The 19,288-nt window shown below is 66.9% G+C and carries 20 protein-coding genes; 15 read left to right on the forward strand and 5 right to left on the reverse strand.

Translation table 11 applies throughout. From position 1 onward, the window contains the following. Window positions 1-15: 15 nt before the first annotated feature. The 11 genes from ctaD (at window position 16) to ACFPOB_RS05930 (ending at window position 12,211) form a co-directional block, all read left to right on the forward strand. Complete coding sequence (ctaD, locus tag ACFPOB_RS05880; protein ID WP_377796666.1) at window positions 16-1,650, forward strand: cytochrome c oxidase subunit I; 1,635 nt, start codon at window positions 16-18, stop codon at window positions 1,648-1,650. Between the two features lie 136 nt (window positions 1,651-1,786). Then, window positions 1,787-2,743, forward strand: a complete 957-nt coding sequence (locus ACFPOB_RS05885; protein ID WP_377796668.1) for a heme o synthase — start codon at window positions 1,787-1,789, stop codon at window positions 2,741-2,743. After that, window positions 2,740-2,916 carry a hypothetical protein gene (locus tag ACFPOB_RS05890; protein ID WP_377012036.1) on the forward strand — a complete coding sequence of 59 codons (177 nt, stop codon included), beginning with the start codon at window positions 2,740-2,742 and terminating at the stop codon, window positions 2,914-2,916. Before ACFPOB_RS05885 ends, ACFPOB_RS05890 begins: the two co-directional genes overlap by 4 nt. Before the next feature lie 4 nt (window positions 2,917-2,920). After that, window positions 2,921-3,499: a cytochrome c oxidase assembly protein gene (locus ACFPOB_RS05895; protein ID WP_377796670.1), complete on the forward strand. Its 579-nt coding sequence runs from the start codon at window positions 2,921-2,923 to the stop codon at window positions 3,497-3,499. 49 nt (window positions 3,500-3,548) lie between these two features. Next, window positions 3,549-4,406 carry a cytochrome c oxidase subunit 3 gene (locus ACFPOB_RS05900; RefSeq protein ID WP_377796808.1) on the forward strand — a complete coding sequence of 286 codons (858 nt, stop codon included), beginning with the start codon at window positions 3,549-3,551 and terminating at the stop codon, window positions 4,404-4,406. A 75-nt stretch (window positions 4,407-4,481) separates the two neighbouring features. Continuing rightward, a complete protein-coding gene (locus ACFPOB_RS05905) occupies window positions 4,482-4,856 on the forward strand; it encodes a DUF983 domain-containing protein (protein ID WP_377796672.1) in 375 nt (124 codons plus the stop codon). After that, window positions 4,853-5,620 (forward strand): SURF1 family protein, encoded by a 768-nt coding sequence (locus tag ACFPOB_RS05910; RefSeq protein ID WP_377796674.1) that lies wholly within the window; start codon window positions 4,853-4,855, stop codon window positions 5,618-5,620. The genes ACFPOB_RS05905 and ACFPOB_RS05910 overlap by 4 nt, the downstream gene beginning before the upstream one ends. Window positions 5,621-5,845: 225 nt before the next feature. Next, entirely contained in the window at window positions 5,846-7,261 is a 1,416-nt protein-coding gene (gene thrC / locus ACFPOB_RS05915; protein ID WP_377796676.1) for a threonine synthase, read from the forward strand. A gap of 41 nt (window positions 7,262-7,302) precedes the next feature. Continuing rightward, window positions 7,303-8,610, forward strand: coding sequence for a M16 family metallopeptidase (locus ACFPOB_RS05920; RefSeq protein WP_377796810.1), 1,308 nt, complete (start codon window positions 7,303-7,305; stop codon window positions 8,608-8,610). A 5-nt stretch (window positions 8,611-8,615) separates the two neighbouring features. Then, window positions 8,616-9,227: a GNAT family N-acetyltransferase gene (locus ACFPOB_RS05925; protein ID WP_377796678.1), complete on the forward strand. Its 612-nt coding sequence runs from the start codon at window positions 8,616-8,618 to the stop codon at window positions 9,225-9,227. A gap of 131 nt (window positions 9,228-9,358) precedes the next feature. After that, complete coding sequence (locus ACFPOB_RS05930) at window positions 9,359-12,211, forward strand: EAL domain-containing protein (RefSeq protein WP_377796811.1); 2,853 nt, start codon at window positions 9,359-9,361, stop codon at window positions 12,209-12,211. Window positions 12,212-12,330: 119 nt separating this feature from the next. On the opposite strand, the gene ACFPOB_RS05935 is transcribed toward ACFPOB_RS05930, so the two are convergent. Further along, entirely contained in the window at window positions 12,331-12,951 is a 621-nt protein-coding gene (locus ACFPOB_RS05935; RefSeq protein WP_377796679.1) for a YqgE/AlgH family protein, read from the reverse strand. 220 nt (window positions 12,952-13,171) lie between these two features. Between ACFPOB_RS05935 and ACFPOB_RS05940 the strand changes: the two genes are divergently transcribed. The 4 genes from ACFPOB_RS05940 to ACFPOB_RS05955 all read left to right on the forward strand — a co-directional run bounded on the left by ACFPOB_RS05940 (window position 13,172) and on the right by ACFPOB_RS05955 (window position 15,726). Next, window positions 13,172-13,999, forward strand: a complete 828-nt coding sequence (locus ACFPOB_RS05940) for a protein-disulfide reductase DsbD domain-containing protein (RefSeq protein WP_377796681.1) — start codon at window positions 13,172-13,174, stop codon at window positions 13,997-13,999. Between the two features lie 44 nt (window positions 14,000-14,043). Further along, window positions 14,044-14,529 carry a peroxiredoxin gene (locus ACFPOB_RS05945; protein WP_377796683.1) on the forward strand — a complete coding sequence of 162 codons (486 nt, stop codon included), beginning with the start codon at window positions 14,044-14,046 and terminating at the stop codon, window positions 14,527-14,529. A gap of 150 nt (window positions 14,530-14,679) precedes the next feature. Next, window positions 14,680-15,129, forward strand: coding sequence for a GNAT family N-acetyltransferase (locus ACFPOB_RS05950; RefSeq protein WP_377796685.1), 450 nt, complete (start codon window positions 14,680-14,682; stop codon window positions 15,127-15,129). Between the two features lie 156 nt (window positions 15,130-15,285). Next, entirely contained in the window at window positions 15,286-15,726 is a 441-nt protein-coding gene (locus ACFPOB_RS05955; protein ID WP_377796686.1) for a response regulator, read from the forward strand. Here ACFPOB_RS05955 and ACFPOB_RS05960 read toward each other — a convergent pair. From ACFPOB_RS05960 to ispH, 4 genes are all read right to left on the reverse strand, one after another. Further along, entirely contained in the window at window positions 15,703-16,722 is a 1,020-nt protein-coding gene (locus tag ACFPOB_RS05960; protein ID WP_377796687.1) for a sensor histidine kinase, read from the reverse strand. The two genes, ACFPOB_RS05955 and ACFPOB_RS05960, sit on opposite strands and share 24 nt — an antisense overlap. Window positions 16,723-16,871: 149 nt before the next feature. Further along, window positions 16,872-17,318, reverse strand: a complete 447-nt coding sequence (rnhA, locus tag ACFPOB_RS05965; protein WP_377796689.1) for a ribonuclease HI — start codon at window positions 17,316-17,318, stop codon at window positions 16,872-16,874. Beyond that, window positions 17,315-18,280: a homoserine kinase gene (locus ACFPOB_RS05970; RefSeq protein ID WP_377796690.1), complete on the reverse strand. Its 966-nt coding sequence runs from the start codon at window positions 18,278-18,280 to the stop codon at window positions 17,315-17,317. Before ACFPOB_RS05970 ends, rnhA begins: the two co-directional genes overlap by 4 nt. A 7-nt stretch (window positions 18,281-18,287) precedes the next feature. After that, on the reverse strand, window positions 18,288-19,259 hold the full coding sequence (gene ispH, locus ACFPOB_RS05975; protein WP_175506676.1) for a 4-hydroxy-3-methylbut-2-enyl diphosphate reductase: 972 nt from the start codon (window positions 19,257-19,259) through the stop codon (window positions 18,288-18,290). Window positions 19,260-19,288: the final 29 nt, after the last annotated feature.

The following is a 19,288-nucleotide window of genomic DNA, read 5'->3' on the forward strand; positions in this document are numbered from 1 at the left end:
GAGGAGACGAATTCCATGGCTACCGCGGCTCCCCACGCCCACGGGCATGACGACGCCCACGCCCACGAGCACCACACCCCGACGGGTTGGCGCCGCTGGCTGCTGTCGACGAACCACAAGGATATCGGCACGCTCTACCTGATCTTCTCGATCATCGCGGGCCTGATCGGCGGCTTCCTGTCGATCATGATGCGCATCGAGCTGCAGCAGCCGGGCCTGCAGATTTTCGCCAACGGCCAGAGCTACAACGTCTTTGTCACCGGCCACGGCCTGATCATGATCTTCTTCATGGTCATGCCCGCCGTCATCGGCGGCTTCGGCAACTGGTTCGTGCCGCTGATGATCGGCGCGCCGGACATGGCCTTCCCGCGCATGAACAACATCTCGTTCTGGCTGACGGTCGCGGCGCTGATCCTGCTGCTGATTTCGATGTTCGTCGAGGGCGCCCCCGGCGCCAAGGGCGTCGGCACCGGCTGGACGGTCTATCCGCCGTTCTCCTCGACAGGCCACCCCGGCCCGTCGGTCGATTTCGGCATCCTGTCGCTGCACCTTGCCGGCGCGGCCTCGATCCTGGGCGCGATCAACTTCATCACCACCATCCTGAACATGCGCGCGCCTGGCATGACCATGCACAAGATGCCGCTGTTCGCCTGGGGCGTGCTGGTCACCGCCTTCCTGCTGCTGCTGGCGCTGCCGGTGCTGGCCGGCGCGATCACCATGCTGCTGACCGACCGCAACTTCGGCACGACCTTCTATGATCCGGCCGGCGGCGGCGATCCGGTGCTCTACCAGCACCTGTTCTGGTTCTTCGGCCACCCCGAAGTCTACATCATGATCCTGCCGGCCTTCGGCATCGTCAGCCACATCATCTCGACCTTCTCGAGGAAGCCGATCTTCGGCTATCTCGGCATGGCCTACGCCATGGTCGCGATCGGCGTGGTCGGCTTCATCGTCTGGGCCCACCACATGTACACGGTCGGCCTGTCGCTCAACACGCAGCGCTACTTCGTCTTCGCGACGATGGTGATCGCGGTGCCGACCGGCGTGAAGATCTTCTCCTGGATCGCGACGATGTGGGGCGGCTCGCTCCGCTTCACCGCGCCGATGGTCTGGGCGATCGGCTTCATCTTCCTGTTCACCGTCGGCGGCGTCACCGGCGTGGTGCTGGCCAATGCCGGCCTCGACCGCTCGCTGCACGCGACCTACTACGTCGTGGCCCACTTCCACTATGTGCTGTCGCTCGGCGCGGTGTTCGGCATCTTCGCGGGCTTCTACTACTGGTTCCCGAAGATGAGCGGCTACATCATCCCGGACTGGATCGGCCGCCTGCACTTCTGGGTCGCCTTCATCGGCGCGAACCTGCTGTTCTTCCCGCAGCACTTCCTCGGGCTGTCCGGCATGCCGCGTCACTATGTCGACTATCCCGACGCGTTCGCCGGCTGGCATTTCTGGTCGTCGATCGGCTCCTATATCTTCGCGGCCGGCCTGCTGATCTGGCTCTACGGCATCGTCGTCGCCTTCACCAAGAAGGAGCTCGCCGGCAACAATCCGTGGGGCGAAGGCGCGACCACGCTGGAGTGGACCTTGTCCTCGCCGCCGCCCTTCCACCAGTTCGAGACGCTGCCGCGCATCACCGGCTCGGACCATTGAGAACACCGGCGGCGGGCGCGACAGCCCGCCGCCGCCCCTCCCCCGAGCGCCTGATCCAGGGCGTTCCGGAGACGGGCGGATCCCGCAAGCGACACCCGATTGAGGTGTCTTCGAACGTTGAAGTGAACGAGTTTCAATGTCTGCTGCCTTCGATCAGATCACCCAGGCTGACGACAGCGCCGCGCTGAGTTCCACCGGCGAGGCGCAGGACTTCTTCGCGCTGCTCAAGCCGCGGGTGATGTTCCTGGTGATCGTGACGGCGCTCGGCGGCATGGTCGCGGCGCCCGGCACGGTCAATCCGGTGATCGGCTTTGCCGCCCTGCTGGCGATTTCGGTCGGCGCCGGCGCTTCCGGCTGCCTCAACATGTGGTGGGATGCCGACATCGACGCAGTGATGGCGCGCACCGCCGGCCGCCCGATCCCCGCCGGCCGCATCCTGCCATCGGAGGCGCTCGCCTTCGGGCTGACCCTCTCGGTCGGCTCCGTGCTGGTGCTCGGCCTCGTCGCCAACCTGCTCTCGGCGGCGATGCTGGCCTTCACCATCTTCTTCTACGCGGTCGTCTATTCGATGTGGCTGAAGCGGGCGACGCCGCAGAACATCGTCATCGGCGGCGCCGCCGGCGCCTTCCCGCCAATGATCGGCGAGGCCGTGGTCACCGGCGATTTCGGCCTGACCTCGATCGTGCTGTTCGCCATCATCTTCCTGTGGACGCCGCCGCATTTCTGGGCGCTCGCTCTGGTGAAGTCCGGCGACTACGCGAGAGCCGGCATCCCGATGCTGCCGAACGTCGCCGGCCCGGCTGCGACGCGCCGCCAGATCGTCGCCTACACGCTGGTGCTCACCCCGGTCGCGGTGCTGCCGGCGCTGATGGGCTTCGGCGGACTGATCTATCTCGTCGTCTCGGTGGTGACCGGACTCGCGATGATCGGCCTGTCGCTGCGCGTGCTGAAGGTCACCGAAGGCGAGCCGGCCAACAAGGCGGCCTATGCCCTGTTCGGCTTTTCGATCCTCTATCTCTTCCTGCTCTTCGCCGTGCTGCTGGCCGAGAACGGCCTCGGCCTGATGTGGGCCCTGCCCAAGGTGCTGGGATGAGCCAGGACCCGCAGGGCAAAAAGCAGCCGCCGGCGGCTTTCTCGCCGGAGGACATGGCCAGGCGCAATCGCCGCTCTGTGGCGCTCGCGTTGGTCCTGGGCGGCCTCGTGCTGTTCTTCTTCATCGTGACGCTGGCCAAGACCGGGCCGGCGATCCTCAACCGGCCGCTGTGACGCGATGAGCACCGCTTCCCGCAATCGCCGCACCGTCCTCGCCTGCAGCGCCGCCGTCATCGCCATGACCGGGCTCTCCTTCGCCGCGGTGCCGCTCTACAACCTGTTCTGCAAGGTCACGGGCTTCGCCGGCACGCCGATGATCGGCACCGCCGCCACGGGCAAGACCAGCGACCGTATCGTCCAGGTCGCCTTCGACGCCAATGTCGCCCCCGCGCTGGGCTGGCGCTTCGAGGCGGAGAGGACGCAGATCCAGGCGCAGGTCGGCGTCACGCAGACGGTGTTCTACAAGATCACCAATACGTCCTCGCGGCCGATGACAGGGATCGCGACCTACAATGTCCAGCCCAACCAGTCGGGCGCCTATTTCGTCAAGATCCAGTGCTTCTGCTTCACCGAGACGACGCTGCAGCCGGGCGAGACCCTGGAAGCGCCGGTGGTGTTCTACATCGATCCCGAGATCGAGTTGAACCGCGAGCTCGCCAGCCTGAAATCGATCACCCTGTCCTACACCTACTTCCCGTCGAAGAACGGGCAGCCGGTGGCGGAAAGCAAGGGTGACGGCAACCAATCGAAACTATAAAGCTGCACGACAAGCGCTGCACTTCTACGGACGCGGAGACTTGAGCACGATGGCCGGGGCCCATACCAAGAACCACGACTACCACCTCGTCGACCCGAGCCCGTGGCCGATCGTCGGCGCCGCCAGCGCGACCATCATGGCGATCGGCGCGGTGATGTGGATGAAGGCCATGCCGCTGCTCGGCATGAACCTCGGCCCGCTGGTGTTCGGCATCGGTCTCCTCGGCGTGCTCTACACCATGCTCGCCTGGTGGATGGACGTGACCCGCGAGGCCGAGCGCGAGGGGCATCACACCCGTGTTGTGCAGCTGCATCACCGCTACGGCATGCTGATGTTCATCGCCTCCGAGGTGATGTTCTTCGTCGCCTGGTTCTGGGCCTATTTCGACGCCAGCCTTTTCACCGGCGAAGCGATCCAGTATACCCGCGCCGAGCTCACCGGCGGGCACTGGCCGCCGAAGGGCATCGAGACCTTCGATCCCTGGCATCTGCCGCTGCTCAACACCCTGATCCTGCTGACCTCCGGCACCACCGTGACCTGGGCGCATTACGCCCTGATCCAGGGCGACCGGAAGGGCCTGAAGCAGGGCCTGTGGCTGACCGTGATCCTCGGCATCCTGTTCACCGCCTGCCAGGCCTACGAGTACGCGCACGCCGCCTTCGCCTTCAAGGGCAACATCTATGGCGCGACCTTCTTCATGGCGACCGGCTTCCACGGCTTCCATGTCATCATCGGCACGATCTTCCTGGCGATCTGCCTGTGGCGCGTCTATCTCGGCCATTTCAAGCCCGAGCAGCATCTCGGCTTCGAGTTCGCCGCCTGGTACTGGCACTTCGTCGACGTCGTCTGGCTGTTCCTGTTCGCCTCGATCTATGTCTGGGGCGCCGGCACGCCTGCGGCGCACTGATAGTCGGGCCGGAAGCGGCCGCGAACCTGACAAGGGGCGGCCGCGAGGCCGCCCTTTCCATTTGAGGAGGCAGTCATGGTGCAGCCGCAGATCACCCCGCCCTCACCGTTCTCGACGGGGCTGACCGGCCGCTGCCCGCGCTGCGGCGAGGGCAAGCTCTTCGACGGCTACCTCAAGCTGAAGCCGCGCTGCGCCGCCTGCGGGCTCGATTTCGCCTTCGCCGATTCGGCCGACGGGCCGGCTGTATTCATCATGCTTATCGCCGGCTTCTTCGTGCTCGGCCTCGCGCTCTATGTCGAGATCGCCTACACGCCGCCGATGTGGGTTCACCTCGTGCTCTGGCTGCCGCTGGCGCTCGTCACCTGCCTCGGGCTGCTGCGGCCGATGAAGGGCCTCGCGGTCGCCTTGCAATACGCCCACAAGGCCGAGGAAGGCAGGTTGAAGAAGTGAGCGTCACCGCCTCCCCCGCTTCCCGGCCGAAGCTGCTGCTGCCGGCCCTGCTGACCGTCGTCGGCGTCGGCGTGCTTGTCACCCTCGGCACCTGGCAATGGCTGCGCATGGGCGAAAAGCGCGCCTTCATCACGCGGCTGGAGACGCAGGCGAGCGGCCCGCCCGCGCCTCTGCCGCCGGCCGGCGAATGGCAACGGCTCGATCCGGCCGCGCTCGACCTCACCCGCTCCACGGCCACGGGAACCTATCTCGACGGCATCGCGGGCGTGCGCACCACCATCGCCGCCGGCCCGCCCGGCTCGCGCCAGCTCTCCGGCTTCGGCCGCTGGATCTTCCAGGGCTTCCGGCTGGAGGACGGCACGACGATCCTGATCAATCGCGGCTTCGTGCCGGAAAGCCGGTTCGCGACGGTCATCCCGGCCAGCGGCCAGGCGACGGTCACCGGCTTCCTGCGCGCGCCGGAGGCCCGCAACAGCTTCACCCCGGCCGATCTGCCGCAGCAGCGCGAATTCTACACGCGCGATCCGGCGGGGATCGCCGCGGCACTGGGCATCGGGCCAGCCGCGCCCTTCTATCTTGAAGCCGAACGCCAGGGCGACGGGCTGACACCGCCGGCCGGCGTCGATGTGAAAGAGCTGATCGCCCGCATCCCGGACAACCATCTGCAATACGCGCTGACCTGGTGGGGGCTCGCGCTGACGCTGATCGGCGTGTTCACGGCATACGCCTGGCAGGCGCTCAGACGGCCGGCCCAGACGCCTTGAGGCTGGGCGGCGCCCTGCAGCCCTCATCCCGAGGAGCGCTCTGCAGGAGAGCGTCTCGAAGGATGCTACGGGAGTTCCGGAGACAACTGGACCATCCTTCGAGACGCAAGCAAAGCTCGCTTCTCGGAATGAGGGCTCGGTGTGATTGACCGCTCTGCGCCACGGGACTTTGCCCTCCCCGGCCAACGGGCCTATAGGATCAGCACGACATCAGAGATCATCACCGTGCTGCATATTTCGACCCGTGGCGAAGCGCCGTCGCTCTCTTTCGCCGATGCGCTGCTCGCCGGACTTGCCCGTGATGGCGGCCTCTATCTGCCGCAAGCCCTGCCGCGCTTCAGTGCGCAGGAGATCACCGGCCTCGCAGGCAAACCCTATGCCGAGGTTGCGGAACGCGTCGTCGGCGCATTGGCCGATGGCGACATCGCGCCGGACGCGCTGAAGGCGATGATCGGCGAGGCTTATGGCACGTTCCGCCATCCGGCCGTCTGCCCGCTGGTCCAGCTTGGCGACAACCTGTTCTCGCTCGAGCTCTTCCATGGTCCGACGCTCGCTTTCAAGGACGTGGCCATGCAGCTCCTCGGCCGGCTGATGGACCATGTGCTGGCCCAGCGCGGCGAGCGCGCCACCATCGTCGGCGCGACCTCGGGCGACACGGGTGGTGCCGCCATTGACGCCTTCAAGGGGCTGGAGCGCGTCGACGTCTTCATCCTCTATCCGCATGGCCGCGTCTCCGACGTGCAGCGCCGGCAGATGACCACGGTCGAGGCGGACAATGTCCACGCCATCGCGGTCGAGGGCACCTTCGACGACTGCCAGAACCTGGTGAAGGCGCTGTTCAACCACCACGCCTTCCGCGACGAGATCAGGCTCTCCGGCGTCAACTCGATCAACTGGGCACGGATCGCCGCGCAGGTCGTCTACTACTTCACCGCTGCCGTCGCGCTCGGCGCTCCGCACCGGCCGGTCTCCTTTGCGGTGCCGACCGGCAATTTCGGCGACATCCTCGCCGGCTGGATCGCCAAGCAGATGGGGCTGCCGATCGGGCGCCTGATGGTCGGCACCAACAGCAACGACATCCTGGCGCGCACGCTGGAGACCGGCGTTTACGAGATGCGCGGCGTCGCGGCGACGACCTCGCCCTCGATGGACATCCAGATCTCCTCGAATTTCGAGCGGCTGCTGTTCGAAGCGCATGGCCGCGACGGCGCTGCAGTGCGCCGGCTGATGCAGTCGCTGGCGCAGTCCGGCCGCTTCGAGATCGCGCCCGAGCCGCTCGCCCGCATCCGCGCCGATTTCGACGCGGTGGCGCAGGACGAGGCCTCGATCGCCAGCGAAATCGGCACGGTCTGGCGCGAGGCCGGCTATCTGCTCGACCCGCACAGCGCGATCGGAGTCGCAGCCGCGCGCAAGCTGCTCGCGGCCGATCCGGCGACGCCGGTGGTTGCCCTCGGCACCGCCCACCCCGCCAAGTTCCCGGCCGCGGTCGCGGCGGCGAGCGGCATTACGCCGGCCCTCCCCGCGCATCTTGCCGACCTGATGGAGCGCAAGGAGCGCTTCAGCCTGCTGCCGAACGACCAAAGCAAGCTCGAACGCTTCATCGCAGAACGAGCGCGGGCGGTCAGGAGTGCCGCGGCATGACGGCAGCGAAGACCCTCAAGGCCAAGAGCGAGAAGTCCGAGATGGTGAAGCAGGACGCGGCAGCCGGGCATGACCCCGCCGTCAGCCTGACGACGCTTCCGTCCGGTCTGCGCATCGTCTCCGAGCGCATGGCCCATGCCTCGACCGTGTCGCTCGGCATCTGGATCGGCGCCGGGGCACGGGACGAACTGCCGCATGAGCACGGCCTCGCCCATCTGCTCGAGCACATGGCGTTCAAGGGCACGGCCCGGCGCACCGCGCTTGAGATCGCCGAGGAGATCGAGAGCGTCGGCGGCGATCTCAACGCCGCGACCTCGGTCGAATACACCTGCTATACCGCCCGCGTGCTCGGCCAGGACCTGCCGCTGGCGGTCGACATTCTCGCCGACATCCTGACCCAGCCCGCCCTCAGCGAAGAAGAACTGGCACGCGAGAAGGGCGTGATCCTGCAGGAGATCGGCGCCGTCCAGGATACGCCGGACGATCTGGTCTATGACCGCTTCCTGCAGGCCGCCTTCCCGGAGCAGCCGCTCGGCCGACCGATCCTCGGCACGGCGGAGACGGTGAAGAGCTTCACGCCCGAGGCGATCCGCGCCTATCTCGACCGGCACTACCATGCCGGCAACATGGTGCTGGCCGCCGCCGGCGCCGTCGACCATGACGAACTCGTCGCCCTGGCGGAACAGGCCCTCGCCGCGCTGCCCTTGCAGCCCGCGATCGCTCCCGAAGCGCGTACGCCAGCAGCCTATCATGGCGGCGAAGCGCGCATCGACGGCGACGAGGAGCAGGTCCACATCGTCCTTGGCTTCCCTGGCAAGCCGTTCACCAACGGCATGCACTACCCGCTGCAGATCTTCTCGGCCGTGCTCGGCGGCGGCCTGTCCTCGCGGCTGTTCCAGGAGGTGCGCGAGCGCCGCGGCCTCGCCTATGCGGTCGACGCCTTCCACTGGCCCTTCTCCGATTGCGGCGTCTTCGGCATCAGCGCCGGCACTGCGCCGGACGATGTCGGCGAACTGGTCGAGGTCGCGCTCGACTGCCTGAGCCAGGCGGCCCGCGACGTCAGCGAGGCCGAGGTCGCCCGCGCCCGGGCGCAGATGAAGGTTGGCCTCCTGGCCTCTCTGGAGAGCCCCGGCGGCAAGCTTGAGCAGATGGCGCGGCAGGTGCTCGTCTTCGGCCGGGCGATCCCGCGCGAGGAACTGGCGCGACGGCTCGACGCGGTCAGCCTCGCCGATGTGCGTGCGGCCGGAGAGGCCCTGCTCGACGGCGTGATCACCGTCGCCGCGGTCGGCCCGCTCGACGACCTCGCCCCGGTAACCGCCTTGCGCGCCATGCTGGCGCGAGCCGCCTGACGGCGATGGCCCTCTTCCGCTTCGCCACCGACCCGCCGGCGCGGCCCCTGATCAGGACGCAGAACCTGATCCTGCGTGCCCCGCTCGCCGACGACTATTCGGCCTGGGCGAATCTGCGGATGGAGAGCCGCGACTTCCTCACGCCCTGGGAACCGGTCTGGACCGAGGACGACCTGACCCGCGCCTCGTTCCGCCTGCGGGTCAAGCGCGCCGCGCGCGAGATCGCGACCGACGAAGCCTATTCCCTGTTCATCCTCGATTCCCGCTCGGAAGCCCTGCTGGGAGGGCTGACCCTCGGCCTGGTCCGGCGCGGCGTCGCCCAAGCCTGCACGCTCGGCTACTGGATGGGCCAGCGCCATGCCGGCAAGGGCCACATGACCGAGGCGGTGCGCGGCGCGCTCGACTTCGCCTTCTCCGAACTCGCCTTGCACCGCGTCGAGGCCGCCTGCCTGCCGCATAACGAGCCGTCGCGCCGGCTGCTGGAGCGCGTCGGCTTCAAGCATGAGGGCGAGGCGCGCGGCTATCTGCGCATCAATGGCGTCTGGGCCGACCATCTCCTCTACGGCATTCTCGCCTCGGAGCTGCGCCGCCCCACCGATACCGATCGCAAGCTGTGAACAGCTTGCCTTGCCCTCGCCACCTCGCGCCGATACCACTGGCCATCACGCCTGAAGAGTTCCCCGCAGAGTCCATCTTGTCATCGACGCTTCGCTTCCTCCGGTCCGGCATCGCCGTCTTCGGCCTCCTGATGCTGGCGCTGCTCTCGCTGCTGCGGCCGGCGCTGGCGGTCGAGGCCCAGCGCGTGCCGCTCGACGTACCGGTGCTTGACCTGACCGACGTGGTCGAGCGCAACAAATCCGATGGCGACGTCATCCAGATCTCGACCGCGCCGGGCCCCGACGGCATCGTCCGGCGCATCGCCGTCAGGGCGCGCGAATCGGGTGCGCGGCCGGACTGGATCGTCTTCGCGCTGACCAATGATTCCGACGAGCAGATTGACCGGCTGCTGGTCGCGCCCTTCCATCGCCTGATCGGCTCGGGCGTGATCTGGCCCGATCTCGGCGACCGCCGCATCGAGGCGATCACCGCGAGTCAGGGCCTGCGGCCCGAGCGCGAGGAAGCGCCCGACGCCGACATCTTCCAGATCACGCTCGACCCCGGCACCACCGTCACCTTCGTGGCCGAGCTGAAATCGCCGAACCTGCCGCAGCTCTATCTGTTCGAGCCGGAGGCCTATCGCCAGAAGACCAACGGGCTGACGCTCTACAAGGGCATCATCATCGGCATCGCCGGCCTGCTGGCGCTGTTCCTGACCATCATCTTCGTGGTCAAGGGCGCGGTGATCTTCCCGGCCGCAGCCGCCCTGGCATGGGCGGTCCTGGCCTATGCCGGTCTCGACTTCGGCTTCTTCCAGCGCATCTTCCCGCTGACCCCGGCGATCGAGCGCATCTACCGAGCCGGCGCCGAGGTGGTGCTGGCGGCGACCCTGCTCGTCTTCCTCTTCGCCTATCTCAACCTGTCGCGCTGGCATGTGCGCTACAGCCATATCACCTTCATCTGGATCCTCGGCCTCGCCGGCCTGGTCGGGCTCGCCGTGTTCGACGCGCCGATGGCGGCCGGCATCGCCCGCATCTCGATCGCCGCCGTCGCGACCGTTGGCTTCGTGCTGATCCTGCATCTCGCCACCCATGGCTATGAGCGGGCGGTGATGCTGATCCCGACCTGGTTCCTGCTGCTGGTCTGGGTGACCGCGGCGGGCTTCACCGTGGTCGGGCAGGTCACGCGCGACCTCGTGCCGCCCTCCCTGATCGGCGGCCTCGTCCTGATCGTGCTGCTGATCGGCTTCACCGTGGTGCAGCACGCCTTCGCCGGCGGCGCGCTGGCGCAGGGACTGGTCTCGGATACCGAGCGGCGGGCGCTCGCCTTGTCCGGCTCGGGCGACCTCGTCTTCGACTGGGACGTCTCGGCCGACAAGATCTTCGTCTCGCCGCAGGCCGAGACGTTGCTCGGCTTGTCAAAGGGCGCCCTCGAAGGCTCGGCCGCCCGCTGGCTCGAGCACATGCATGTCGCCGACCGAGACCGCTACCGCGTCTCGCTCGACGCGGTGATCGAGCAGCGCCGCGGCAAGCTGCAGCTCGATTTCCGCCTGCGCGCCGCCAGCGGCGCCTATCACTGGTTCAGCCTGAAGGCGCGGCCGGTGATCGGCTCGGACGGCGAGGTCATCCGCGTCATCGGCACGCTCGCCGACGTGACCGAGCAGCGCACCGCCCAGGAGCGCATGCTGCACGACGCCGTGCACGACAACCTGACCGGCCTGCCCAACCGCGAGCTGTTCCAGGACCGGCTCACCGCCGTGTTCGGCTTCAGCCGCGCCGACGACGCCATCCGCCCGACCGTGATCGTGATCGACATCGACCGCTTCAAGCAGGTCAATGAATCGGTCGGCTTCTCAGCCGGCGATTCGATCCTCCTGACGCTGGCGCGCCGACTTGGGCGGCTGCTCAGAACGCAGGACACGCTGGCCCGCATCGGCGGCGACATCTTCGCGATGATCATCGTCTCGGAGAGCGATCCCGAGCGCATCCTGGCCTTGGCCGAGCTGATCCGCCGCGCCGTCTCGACGCCGATCACCTTCGCCGAGCGCGAGATCGTATTGACGCCCTCGATCGGCCTCACCCTCTTCGACGGCACCCCGACGGCACGCAAGGACGATGCGCTGAAGAACGCCGAGCTCGCCATGGCGCATGCCAAGAACCAGGGCGGCAACCTGGTCGAGGTCTTCGTCCCGGCGATGCGCAGCGATCGCAACGACCGCCTCGCGCTTGAAAGCGACCTGCGCCGGGCGATCGAGCGCGGCGAGATCCAGGTGATGTACCAGCCGATCGTGAGGCTGGAGGACCGGACCATCGCCGGCTTCGAGGCGCTGATGCGCTGGGACCATCCGCGCGAGGGCCGCCTCTTGCCGCAGGACTTCCTGGCGATCGCGGAGGAGAGCGGGCTGATCGTCGATCTCGGCGTCTATGTGATGGACCGGACCGCGCGCGAGCTCGCCGCCTGGCAGGCGGCGCTCGAGGTCGAGCCGCCGATCTTCGCCAGCGTCAACGTCTCCAGCCGGCAATTGCTGCGCCACGATCTGCTGAAGGACGTCAAGGCGGTGCTGGCGCGCCGGCGCGTGCTGCCCGGCACGCTCAAACTCGAGATCACCGAGAGCCTGGTGATGGAGAACCCGGAATATGCGGCGCAGATGCTCAGCCGCATCCGCGATCTCGGCGCCGGCCTGTCGCTCGACGATTTCGGAACGGGGTATTCCTCGCTGTCTTATCTGCAGCGCTTCCCCTTCGACACCATCAAGATCGACCAGAGCTTCGTGCGCCAGATGGGCAACGGCAAGCCGCCGGTGATCCTGCGCTCGATCGTCCAGCTCGCCGCCGACCTGCAGATGGACGTGGTCGCCGAGGGCGCCGAGACCGAATCGGACGCGATCGAGCTCTACCAGCTCGGCTGCCAGTACGCGCAGGGCTACACCTTCGGCCAGCCGATGACGGCGGCGGAAGCGCGGCGGCTGGTGGGCGCCACGAGCTCGTCCTTCGAGGCGGCGTGAGCTGCGACGTCATGCTCGGGCGAAGCGAAGCGCAGACCCGAGAATCTCGTGACGAGACAGCGCTGGTTTGAGCCTCTTCCGGCCTGAGATGCTCGGGTCAGGCCCGAGCGTGACGCATGTTACGCGTGGCCGGCATCCTTAGACAGGAAAGCCGGGTCGATGCCGAGCTTGCTGAGCGCACGGGCGTATTTGGTGTCGAGCGCGTCGTCGAAGAGCAGCGCCTGGTCGGCGGCGCAATGCAGCCAGCCATTGGACTGGATCTCGGATTCGAGCTGGCCTGCCCCCCAGCCGGCATAGCCAAGCGCCAGCACCGCATTCTCCGGCCCGGTCCCGACGGCGATGGCGCGCAATATGTCGAGCGTCGCGGTCAGGCAGATGCCGTCGTCGATCGGCAGCGTCGCCGATTCCAGGAAGAAATCGGCGCTATGCAGGACGAAGCCGCGCTTGGTCTCAACCGGCCCGCCGCGGAGCACCTTCATCCTCTCGGCCTGGCTCGGCAGGCGGATCGCCTGGTCGGACGGGATCACGTCGAGCTGGACGAGCAACTCCGTAAAGCGCGTTTCGGCGGCGGGCTTGTTGACGATGATGCCCATCGCGCCGTCCTCGGAATGGGCGCAGAGATAGACCACGCTGCGGGCAAAGCGCGGATCGCTCATGCCCGGCATGGCGATCAGGCATTGCCCGTCGAGATAGCTGCGGCCGCTGATGCGCTGGTTCGATCCGAGATTCATGGCTGCCATGCTAAGCCATGTTCGGCTGGCGTGGGAACAATTTTGGCTCGCTCGCGAGCAAGGATATTCGGGCGTAGACTGGCGAGCCTCCGCGAGGCCGGCCATCTTCGCCGCAATGCCGGCGCAAAGCTGGCGATGCTTGATTGCGTGCCGATGCCGGATCACAGCTCCGGTATCCTGCTCGCAAATCACGGCTGGATCGCCTAAATCAGACCACGTGAAAACGATCATGGCCCTCTCCCTCCTCGCCGCGCTGACGCTCGGCGCACCGGCATCCGCCCAGGACGCCGCGGTCTCGCCATGGTCGAAGGCCGCCTATTCGTCGATGCGCCTGATCGCGGGGGCGACCGCGCCGTCGGGCAAGCAGCGCGTCGGCGTCGAGATCACGATGTCGCCAGGCTTCAAGACTTATTGGCGCAGCCCGGGCGACGCCGGCGTGCCCCCGGTCTTCGACTGGAGCGGCTCGGAGAATGTCGGCGGGCTCGACGTGCGCTGGCCGGCGCCCGAGCGCTTCGAGGACGGCGCCGGCTCCGGCATCGGCTATGTCGGCGAGGTGGTGGTGCCGGTCTCGGTCCAGCCGGTCGATCCGACACGGCCGGTCACCGTGGTGCTGAAGCTCGACTATGCAGTCTGCGACAAGATCTGCGTGCCGGCCAAGGGCGAGGCACGGCTCTGGCTAGAGCCAGGCGTCACCTCGGTGAGTTCGCCGCTGCTGGAAGAGTTCGAGGCGCGGGTTCCGCATGCGGTCAAGCTGGGGGCGGTCAGCGACCGCCTGTCGATCCTCGAGGTCATCCATAGCGACGCCGCCGTGAAGCTCTCGCTGAGGGCGCCCGAGGGCGGCTCGATCGACGACGTCTTCGTCGAGGGCGCCGGTATGTGGTCATTCGGCCGGCCGATGCTGATGCCGCAGCCCGACGGGACCGTGGCGGCGAAGCTCAGAATCGTCGAGCGCCCGAAAGGCGCGACCGGCCCCACGCCGCTGATCATCACCGTGCGCGGAAAACCACAAGCGGTGGAGACGCGGCTCGAACTCGACATCGGCAGCGCGAAGCCGTAACCCTGCGCGCGGGCGGCGCGCTGCCGCATGCAGGAGATACGGACATGGCGATCAAGGTCGGTGACAAGCTTCCGCAGGCGACGTTTCGCGTGATGACGGCCGACGGGCCGGCGGCCAAGACCTCGGACGAGCTGTTCAAGGGCCGCAAGATCGTGCTCTTCGCCGTGCCGGGCGCCTTCACGCCGACCTGCCACAAGAACCATCTGCCGGGCTATGTGAACAAGGCCGCCGAGATCAAGGCCAAGGGCGTCGACGAGATCTTCGTCACCGGCGTCAACGACGTCTTCGTGATGGACGCCTGGTCGAAAGCGACCGGCGGTGCCGGCGTCATCACCTTCCTCTCCGACGGCAATGCCGATTTCGCCAAGGAGATCGGCCTGTCGATGGACGGCTCGGGCTTTGGCCTCGGCACCCGCTCGCAGCGCTATTCGATGGTCGTCGAGGACGGCGTCGTCACCGCCCTCAACGTCGAGGACGCACCGGGCAAGGCCGATGTCTCCGGCGCCGAGGCGATGCTCAACCAGCTCTGAGATGCAATCTCGGACAGTTTCGAGCCCGCGCCCCCGGCGCGGGCCTTTTTGTGTTCAGCACGAAATCCGATCGATCCGATCTGCGCTTGTCATGAGACAGTGCCGACGACCACCGCTAGCTTCCCGACAAAATCGAGGAGACGCTACGCCATGCCAGAGATCCGCATCCGCCCGCTCACGGCAAATGACCGCGCCGCCTGGGAGCCGCTCTGGCAGGGTTATCTCACCTTCTACAAGGCCTCGCTGACGCCGGAGACGACCGACACCACCTTCGCGCGGCTGACGGGCGGCCAGGAGCCGATGGGCGGCTTCATCGCCGAGCGCGACGGCAAGGCGATCGGCATCGTCAACTATGTGCTGCACCGCACGACCTGGAGCCAGAAAGAGATTTGCTACCTGCAGGACCTCTTCACCAGCGAGGAGGCGCGCGGCCATGGCGTCGGCCGCAAGCTGATCGAGGCCGTCAGGCAGATGGCGGAGAAGCAGGGCTGCTTTCGCGTCTACTGGCAGACGCATGAGAGCAACCTGCAGGCGCAGGACCTCTACGACAAGGTCGCGCAGAAATCCGGCTTCATCGTCTACCGGCAGCCGCTGGGCTGACCGGCAGGCCAGATCGGTGCAAGATGCGGGTCGAGCAAGGCCGGCACCGCACCTGATCCGTCTAGGAGGCGATGTGCGGCGGGAGGCTTGCAGGCATTGCGGCGGGGAACAACCCGGTCGCAGCGCGGTTTCTCTCAGGCAATCAGTCCAAAGGTGATGAGTTCCAGCAAGTGTGATGCCATGAGTTCCCGTATTTTGATCGTTGAAGACGAGATGATGGTCGCCATGGAAATGGAGGCGGTGATCGAAGATCTTGGTTTCCTGCCGATCGGCATCGCTGCTGATTCGGTTCAAGCACTCGAACTCGCAAGAGAGACGCCAGATCTCGCATTGGTCGATCTGCATCTGCGCGATGGTCTGACAGGGCCGTCTGTCGGCGAAGAACTCGCGCGACGCGGTATCGGCGTCGTCTTCATCACGGCCAACCCGCGGATCGTCGCCACGGGCGTGCCAGGCGCGCTGGGTGTTGCAGAAAAGCCATGTGACGAGCGGACGATCGCGTCGATCATCGAATTCGCGATCGGCCACCGCAAGGGCGAGCAAATCGCCCCTCCCCCTGGCTTCAAGCCATTCTCAGGCAGTGTCGCTGCGAACTAGGTTGTCGAGCCTGACAGTTGCGACGACCCTGAGCCCATCGGGTTCCCAACTCCTCAGCAACTGGCCGCCAAGCTGCTTTTCGACGCTGATGTCACATAACCGGGTCCCGAACCCGGGATGGGCCGGCGGTGTCAGTGGCTTTGGCGCGCCGTGCTCTGTCCAGGTCATGACGGCATTTTCACCGGCTATGACAAGATTGAGGTCGATCCGGCCGTCATCAGTAGACAAAGCGCCGTATTTGACGGCGTTGGTCGCGAGCTCGTGAAATAGCAGCGCGAGCGGCGTCGCGCCCCGGTCGTCGATGGCGATGTCATCGCCGGAGAGCACGATCCGGCCCTCGTCCAGGGCGGGATAGGGCTTGAACAGCTCCGTGAGCATGCCATGGATCGTCGTTCGGCCGGATGTCGGCCGAGATTCATCGCTGTGAGGCCGCACGAACTCATGCGCGCGGCCCAGCGAGGCGATCCGGTCTCGCAGGCTCGTCGCAAAGCTGCGCGCCTCGGGAGCCTGGCGCAATGAAAGCCCGATCAGCCCCGCGATCACCGCGAAGATGTTCTTGATGCGATGGCTGAGTTCGCGACTCAGGAGCTCATTCTGCTCGGCGGCGCGCTTGGCGTCATCGATGTCGGTGCAAGTGCCGATCCACCGGGTGATAGCGCCGGAAGCGTCCCGCACCGGCAGGGCACGGCCCAAGGTCCAGCGATAGGCGCCGCTGTGATGACGAAGCCGGTACTCGATCTCGTAAGCCTCGCCGGTCGACAGACTGTGCCGCCACCGGCTCCAAGCCTCCTCCTGATCATCGGGATGGAACATCCCGTTCCAACCCTCGCCATCCGTCGAGCCGGGCGGAACGCCGGTGAACTCATACCAGCGCGCATTGTAATAGTCGTGAAAGCCGTCAGACCGGGTGGACCAGACCATCTGAGGCATCGCATCCGTCAGGATGGCGAACATGTCCGGGCTGGCGTCGAAAATTCCCCTGGGGCTTTTCAGCATTCGCTCTGATCTTGTGCTCATCATCCGCCGCTAGCATCCGGGCCAGCGCCGGCCAATGTCATTTAACACATTCCGTAGATCGCGGTTCAACGTGCAAACTGCCTCGGCACGGCGCCGGCAGGTCCTCAGCTTCAATGTCGCCCTTAGGTTCAAGGGCCTGGCTTGAATGGCGCCATGCCGGCGCGCGCCAGCGCGTCGGCGCGCTCGTTCATCTCGTCGCCGGCATGGCCCTTGACCCATTTCCACTCGATCTTGTGCTGCTTGAGCGCCGCGTCGAGGCGCTTCCAGAGCTCCTCGTTCTTCACCGGCTTGCGATCGGCGGTCTTCCAGCCGTTCTTCTTCCAGCCATGGATCCAGCTGGTGATGCCCTGGCGCAGATACTGGCTGTCGGTGTGGAGCGCGACGGTGCAGGGCCGGGTCAGCGTCTCCAGCGCGGAGATCGCGCCCATCAGCTCCATTCGGTTGTTGGTGGTCAGCGCCTCGCCGCCGGAAAGCTCGCGCTCCTTGCCCTTGTAGCTGAGGATTGCGCCCCAGCCGCCAGGGCCCGGATTGCCCGAGCAGGCGCCGTCCGTCCAGATCTCGACCGGCTCGCTCATCGCCTCAATCCGTATTCTCTGCTGTCGCTCACCCGCTGATGGAAGGCGAGCTTGCGGTCGTATTCGAGCGGATCGAGCGGCTTGACGAAGGCGCCCGGCGGCACGTTGAGCCAGTCGACCAGCCGGGTCAGCAGGAAGCGCAGGGCCGAGCCACGGCAGAGCGCGGGCAGCGCCGCGACTTCGGCCTCCTCGAGCCGGCGCACGCTTTCATAGCCCGCCAGCATCGCCTGGCCCTTGGTCAGGTTGAACGAGGCGTCGGCCTCGAAGCACCAGGAATTCAAGCAGATGGCGAGGTCATAGGCGAAGGCGTCGGTGCAGGCGAAATAGAAATCGATCAGCCCCGAGAGCCTGTCCTTGATGAAGAAGACATTGTTGGGGAAGAGATCGGCGTGGATCACGCCGCGCGGCAGATCCTGCGGCCAGGACCGTTCATGGGTCTCGATCTCGGCCATGATCCGGTTGGCGAGGCCGGGCGAGACGGTGTCGGCGGCGGCTCCTGCCCGCTCCGCCAGCGGCCGCCAATCGGGCACGGACAGGGAATTGGCCCGCTCCATCGGAAAATCGGCACCCGCCTGGTGCAGCAACGCCAGGCCGCGGCCGAGCTCGGCGCAATGCGTCACGTTGGGACGCCGCACCGAGAGCCCGTCCAGGAAAGTCACGATTGCGGCGGGACGACCGGCTAGGCGGCCGACGGCCGAGCCATTCAGCGCCTTGACCGGCTGCGGGCAGATCAGCCCGCGCGCCGCCAGATGCTCCATCAGGCCGATGAAGAAGGGCAGGTCGGCGATGTCGACCCGCTCCTCGTAGAGCGTCAGGATGTAGAAGGCCTTGCTGGTGTGGAGCAGGAAATTGGAGTTCGAGACGCCCTCGGCGATGCCCTTCACGGAGAGCAGTTCGCCGATGCCATAGCTCGCCACAAAAGCAGCCATCTCGTCATCGGGCACTTCGGTATAGACGGCCACGCGGGAACTACTCTGCTGCGGTCGGGGTCGGCTCCCGCAGCTCGCGCGGCAGCGGGAAGAAGACGCTCTCATCGGCGGTCGAGACGGTCTCGACCGTCACCTCGTAGCGCTCGGCGAAGGCGTCGATGATCTCCTCGACCAGCACTTCGGGCGCGCTGGCGCCGGCGGTGATGCCGAGCCGGCGGATAGCGCCGAACAGCGACCAGTCGATCTCGTCGGTGCGCAGCACGAGGCGGGAGACCGGGCAGCCGGCGCGCTCGGCAACCTCGCGCAGCCGCTGCGAGTTCGAGGAGTTGGGCGAGCCGACCACGATCAGCCCGTCGACCAGCGGCGCGACGCGCTTGACCGCCTCCTGGCGGTTGGTGGTGGCGTAGCAGATGTCTTCCTTGTGCGGGGCGATCAGCGCCGGAAAGCGCGCCTGCAGCGCCTGCACGATCTCGCGGGTGTCGTCGACCGAGAGCGTGGTCTGCGTGACATAGGCGAGGTCCCGACCTTCCGGAGGTGTCAGCATGGCGACGTCGTCGAGGGTCTCGATCAGCGTGATCGCGCCATCCGGCAACTGTCCCATCGTGCCGATCACCTCGGGGTGCCCGGCATGGCCGACCAGCAGGATGTGGCGGCCGCGCTTATGATGGACCTCGGCCTCGCGATGCACCTTGGTGACCAGCGGGCAGGTCGCGTCGATATGGAAGAGGTTGCGGGCCTGCGCCTGCGCCGGCACCGATTTCGGCACGCCATGGGCCGAGAAGATCACCGGCCGGCTCGCATCCGGCACCTCGGAGAGCTCGGCGACGAAGACCGCGCCCTTCCGCTTCAGCGACTCGACCACGTATTTGTTGTGGACGATCTCGTGGCGCACGAAGACCGGCGCGCCGTGCAGGGCCAGCGCCTTCTCGACGGCGTCGATCGCCCTGACCACGCCGGCGCAGAAGCCGCGCGGGGCGCAGAGCAGGATGTCGAGCGGCGGCTTGGCGGTCACTGGAGTTGGTTCCGAGACGATCGCGCCTT

This window comes from Allobosea eneae, from assembly GCF_042657265.1.
GTDB classification, from domain to species: domain Bacteria; phylum Pseudomonadota; class Alphaproteobacteria; order Rhizobiales; family Beijerinckiaceae; genus Allobosea; species Allobosea eneae.

What these genes read in the sequence shown, in the direction of transcription:
- ctaD (WP_377796666.1), top strand. Translation starts at nt 16, where the DNA reads ATGGCTACCGCGGCTCCCCACGCCCACGGGCATGACGACGCCCACGCC.
- ACFPOB_RS05885 (WP_377796668.1), top strand. Translation starts at nt 1,787, where the DNA reads ATGTCTGCTGCCTTCGATCAGATCACCCAGGCTGACGACAGCGCCGCG.
- ACFPOB_RS05890 (WP_377012036.1), top strand. Translation starts at nt 2,740, where the DNA reads ATGAGCCAGGACCCGCAGGGCAAAAAGCAGCCGCCGGCGGCTTTCTCG.
- ACFPOB_RS05895 (WP_377796670.1), top strand. Translation starts at nt 2,921, where the DNA reads ATGAGCACCGCTTCCCGCAATCGCCGCACCGTCCTCGCCTGCAGCGCC.
- ACFPOB_RS05900 (WP_377796808.1), top strand. Translation starts at nt 3,549, where the DNA reads ATGGCCGGGGCCCATACCAAGAACCACGACTACCACCTCGTCGACCCG.
- ACFPOB_RS05905 (WP_377796672.1), top strand. Translation starts at nt 4,482, where the DNA reads ATGGTGCAGCCGCAGATCACCCCGCCCTCACCGTTCTCGACGGGGCTG.
- ACFPOB_RS05920 (WP_377796810.1), top strand. Translation starts at nt 7,303, where the DNA reads ATGGTGAAGCAGGACGCGGCAGCCGGGCATGACCCCGCCGTCAGCCTG.
- ACFPOB_RS05925 (WP_377796678.1), top strand. Translation starts at nt 8,616, where the DNA reads ATGGCCCTCTTCCGCTTCGCCACCGACCCGCCGGCGCGGCCCCTGATC.
- ACFPOB_RS05930 (WP_377796811.1), top strand. Translation starts at nt 9,359, where the DNA reads ATGCTGGCGCTGCTCTCGCTGCTGCGGCCGGCGCTGGCGGTCGAGGCC.
- ACFPOB_RS05935 (WP_377796679.1), bottom strand. Translation starts at nt 12,951, where the DNA reads ATGGCAGCCATGAATCTCGGATCGAACCAGCGCATCAGCGGCCGCAGC.
- ACFPOB_RS05940 (WP_377796681.1), top strand. Translation starts at nt 13,172, where the DNA reads ATGGCCCTCTCCCTCCTCGCCGCGCTGACGCTCGGCGCACCGGCATCC.
- ACFPOB_RS05945 (WP_377796683.1), top strand. Translation starts at nt 14,044, where the DNA reads ATGGCGATCAAGGTCGGTGACAAGCTTCCGCAGGCGACGTTTCGCGTG.
- ACFPOB_RS05950 (WP_377796685.1), top strand. Translation starts at nt 14,680, where the DNA reads ATGCCAGAGATCCGCATCCGCCCGCTCACGGCAAATGACCGCGCCGCC.
- ACFPOB_RS05955 (WP_377796686.1), top strand. Translation starts at nt 15,286, where the DNA reads ATGAGTTCCAGCAAGTGTGATGCCATGAGTTCCCGTATTTTGATCGTT.
- ACFPOB_RS05960 (WP_377796687.1), bottom strand. Translation starts at nt 16,722, where the DNA reads ATGCTGAAAAGCCCCAGGGGAATTTTCGACGCCAGCCCGGACATGTTC.
- rnhA (WP_377796689.1), bottom strand. Translation starts at nt 17,318, where the DNA reads ATGAGCGAGCCGGTCGAGATCTGGACGGACGGCGCCTGCTCGGGCAAT.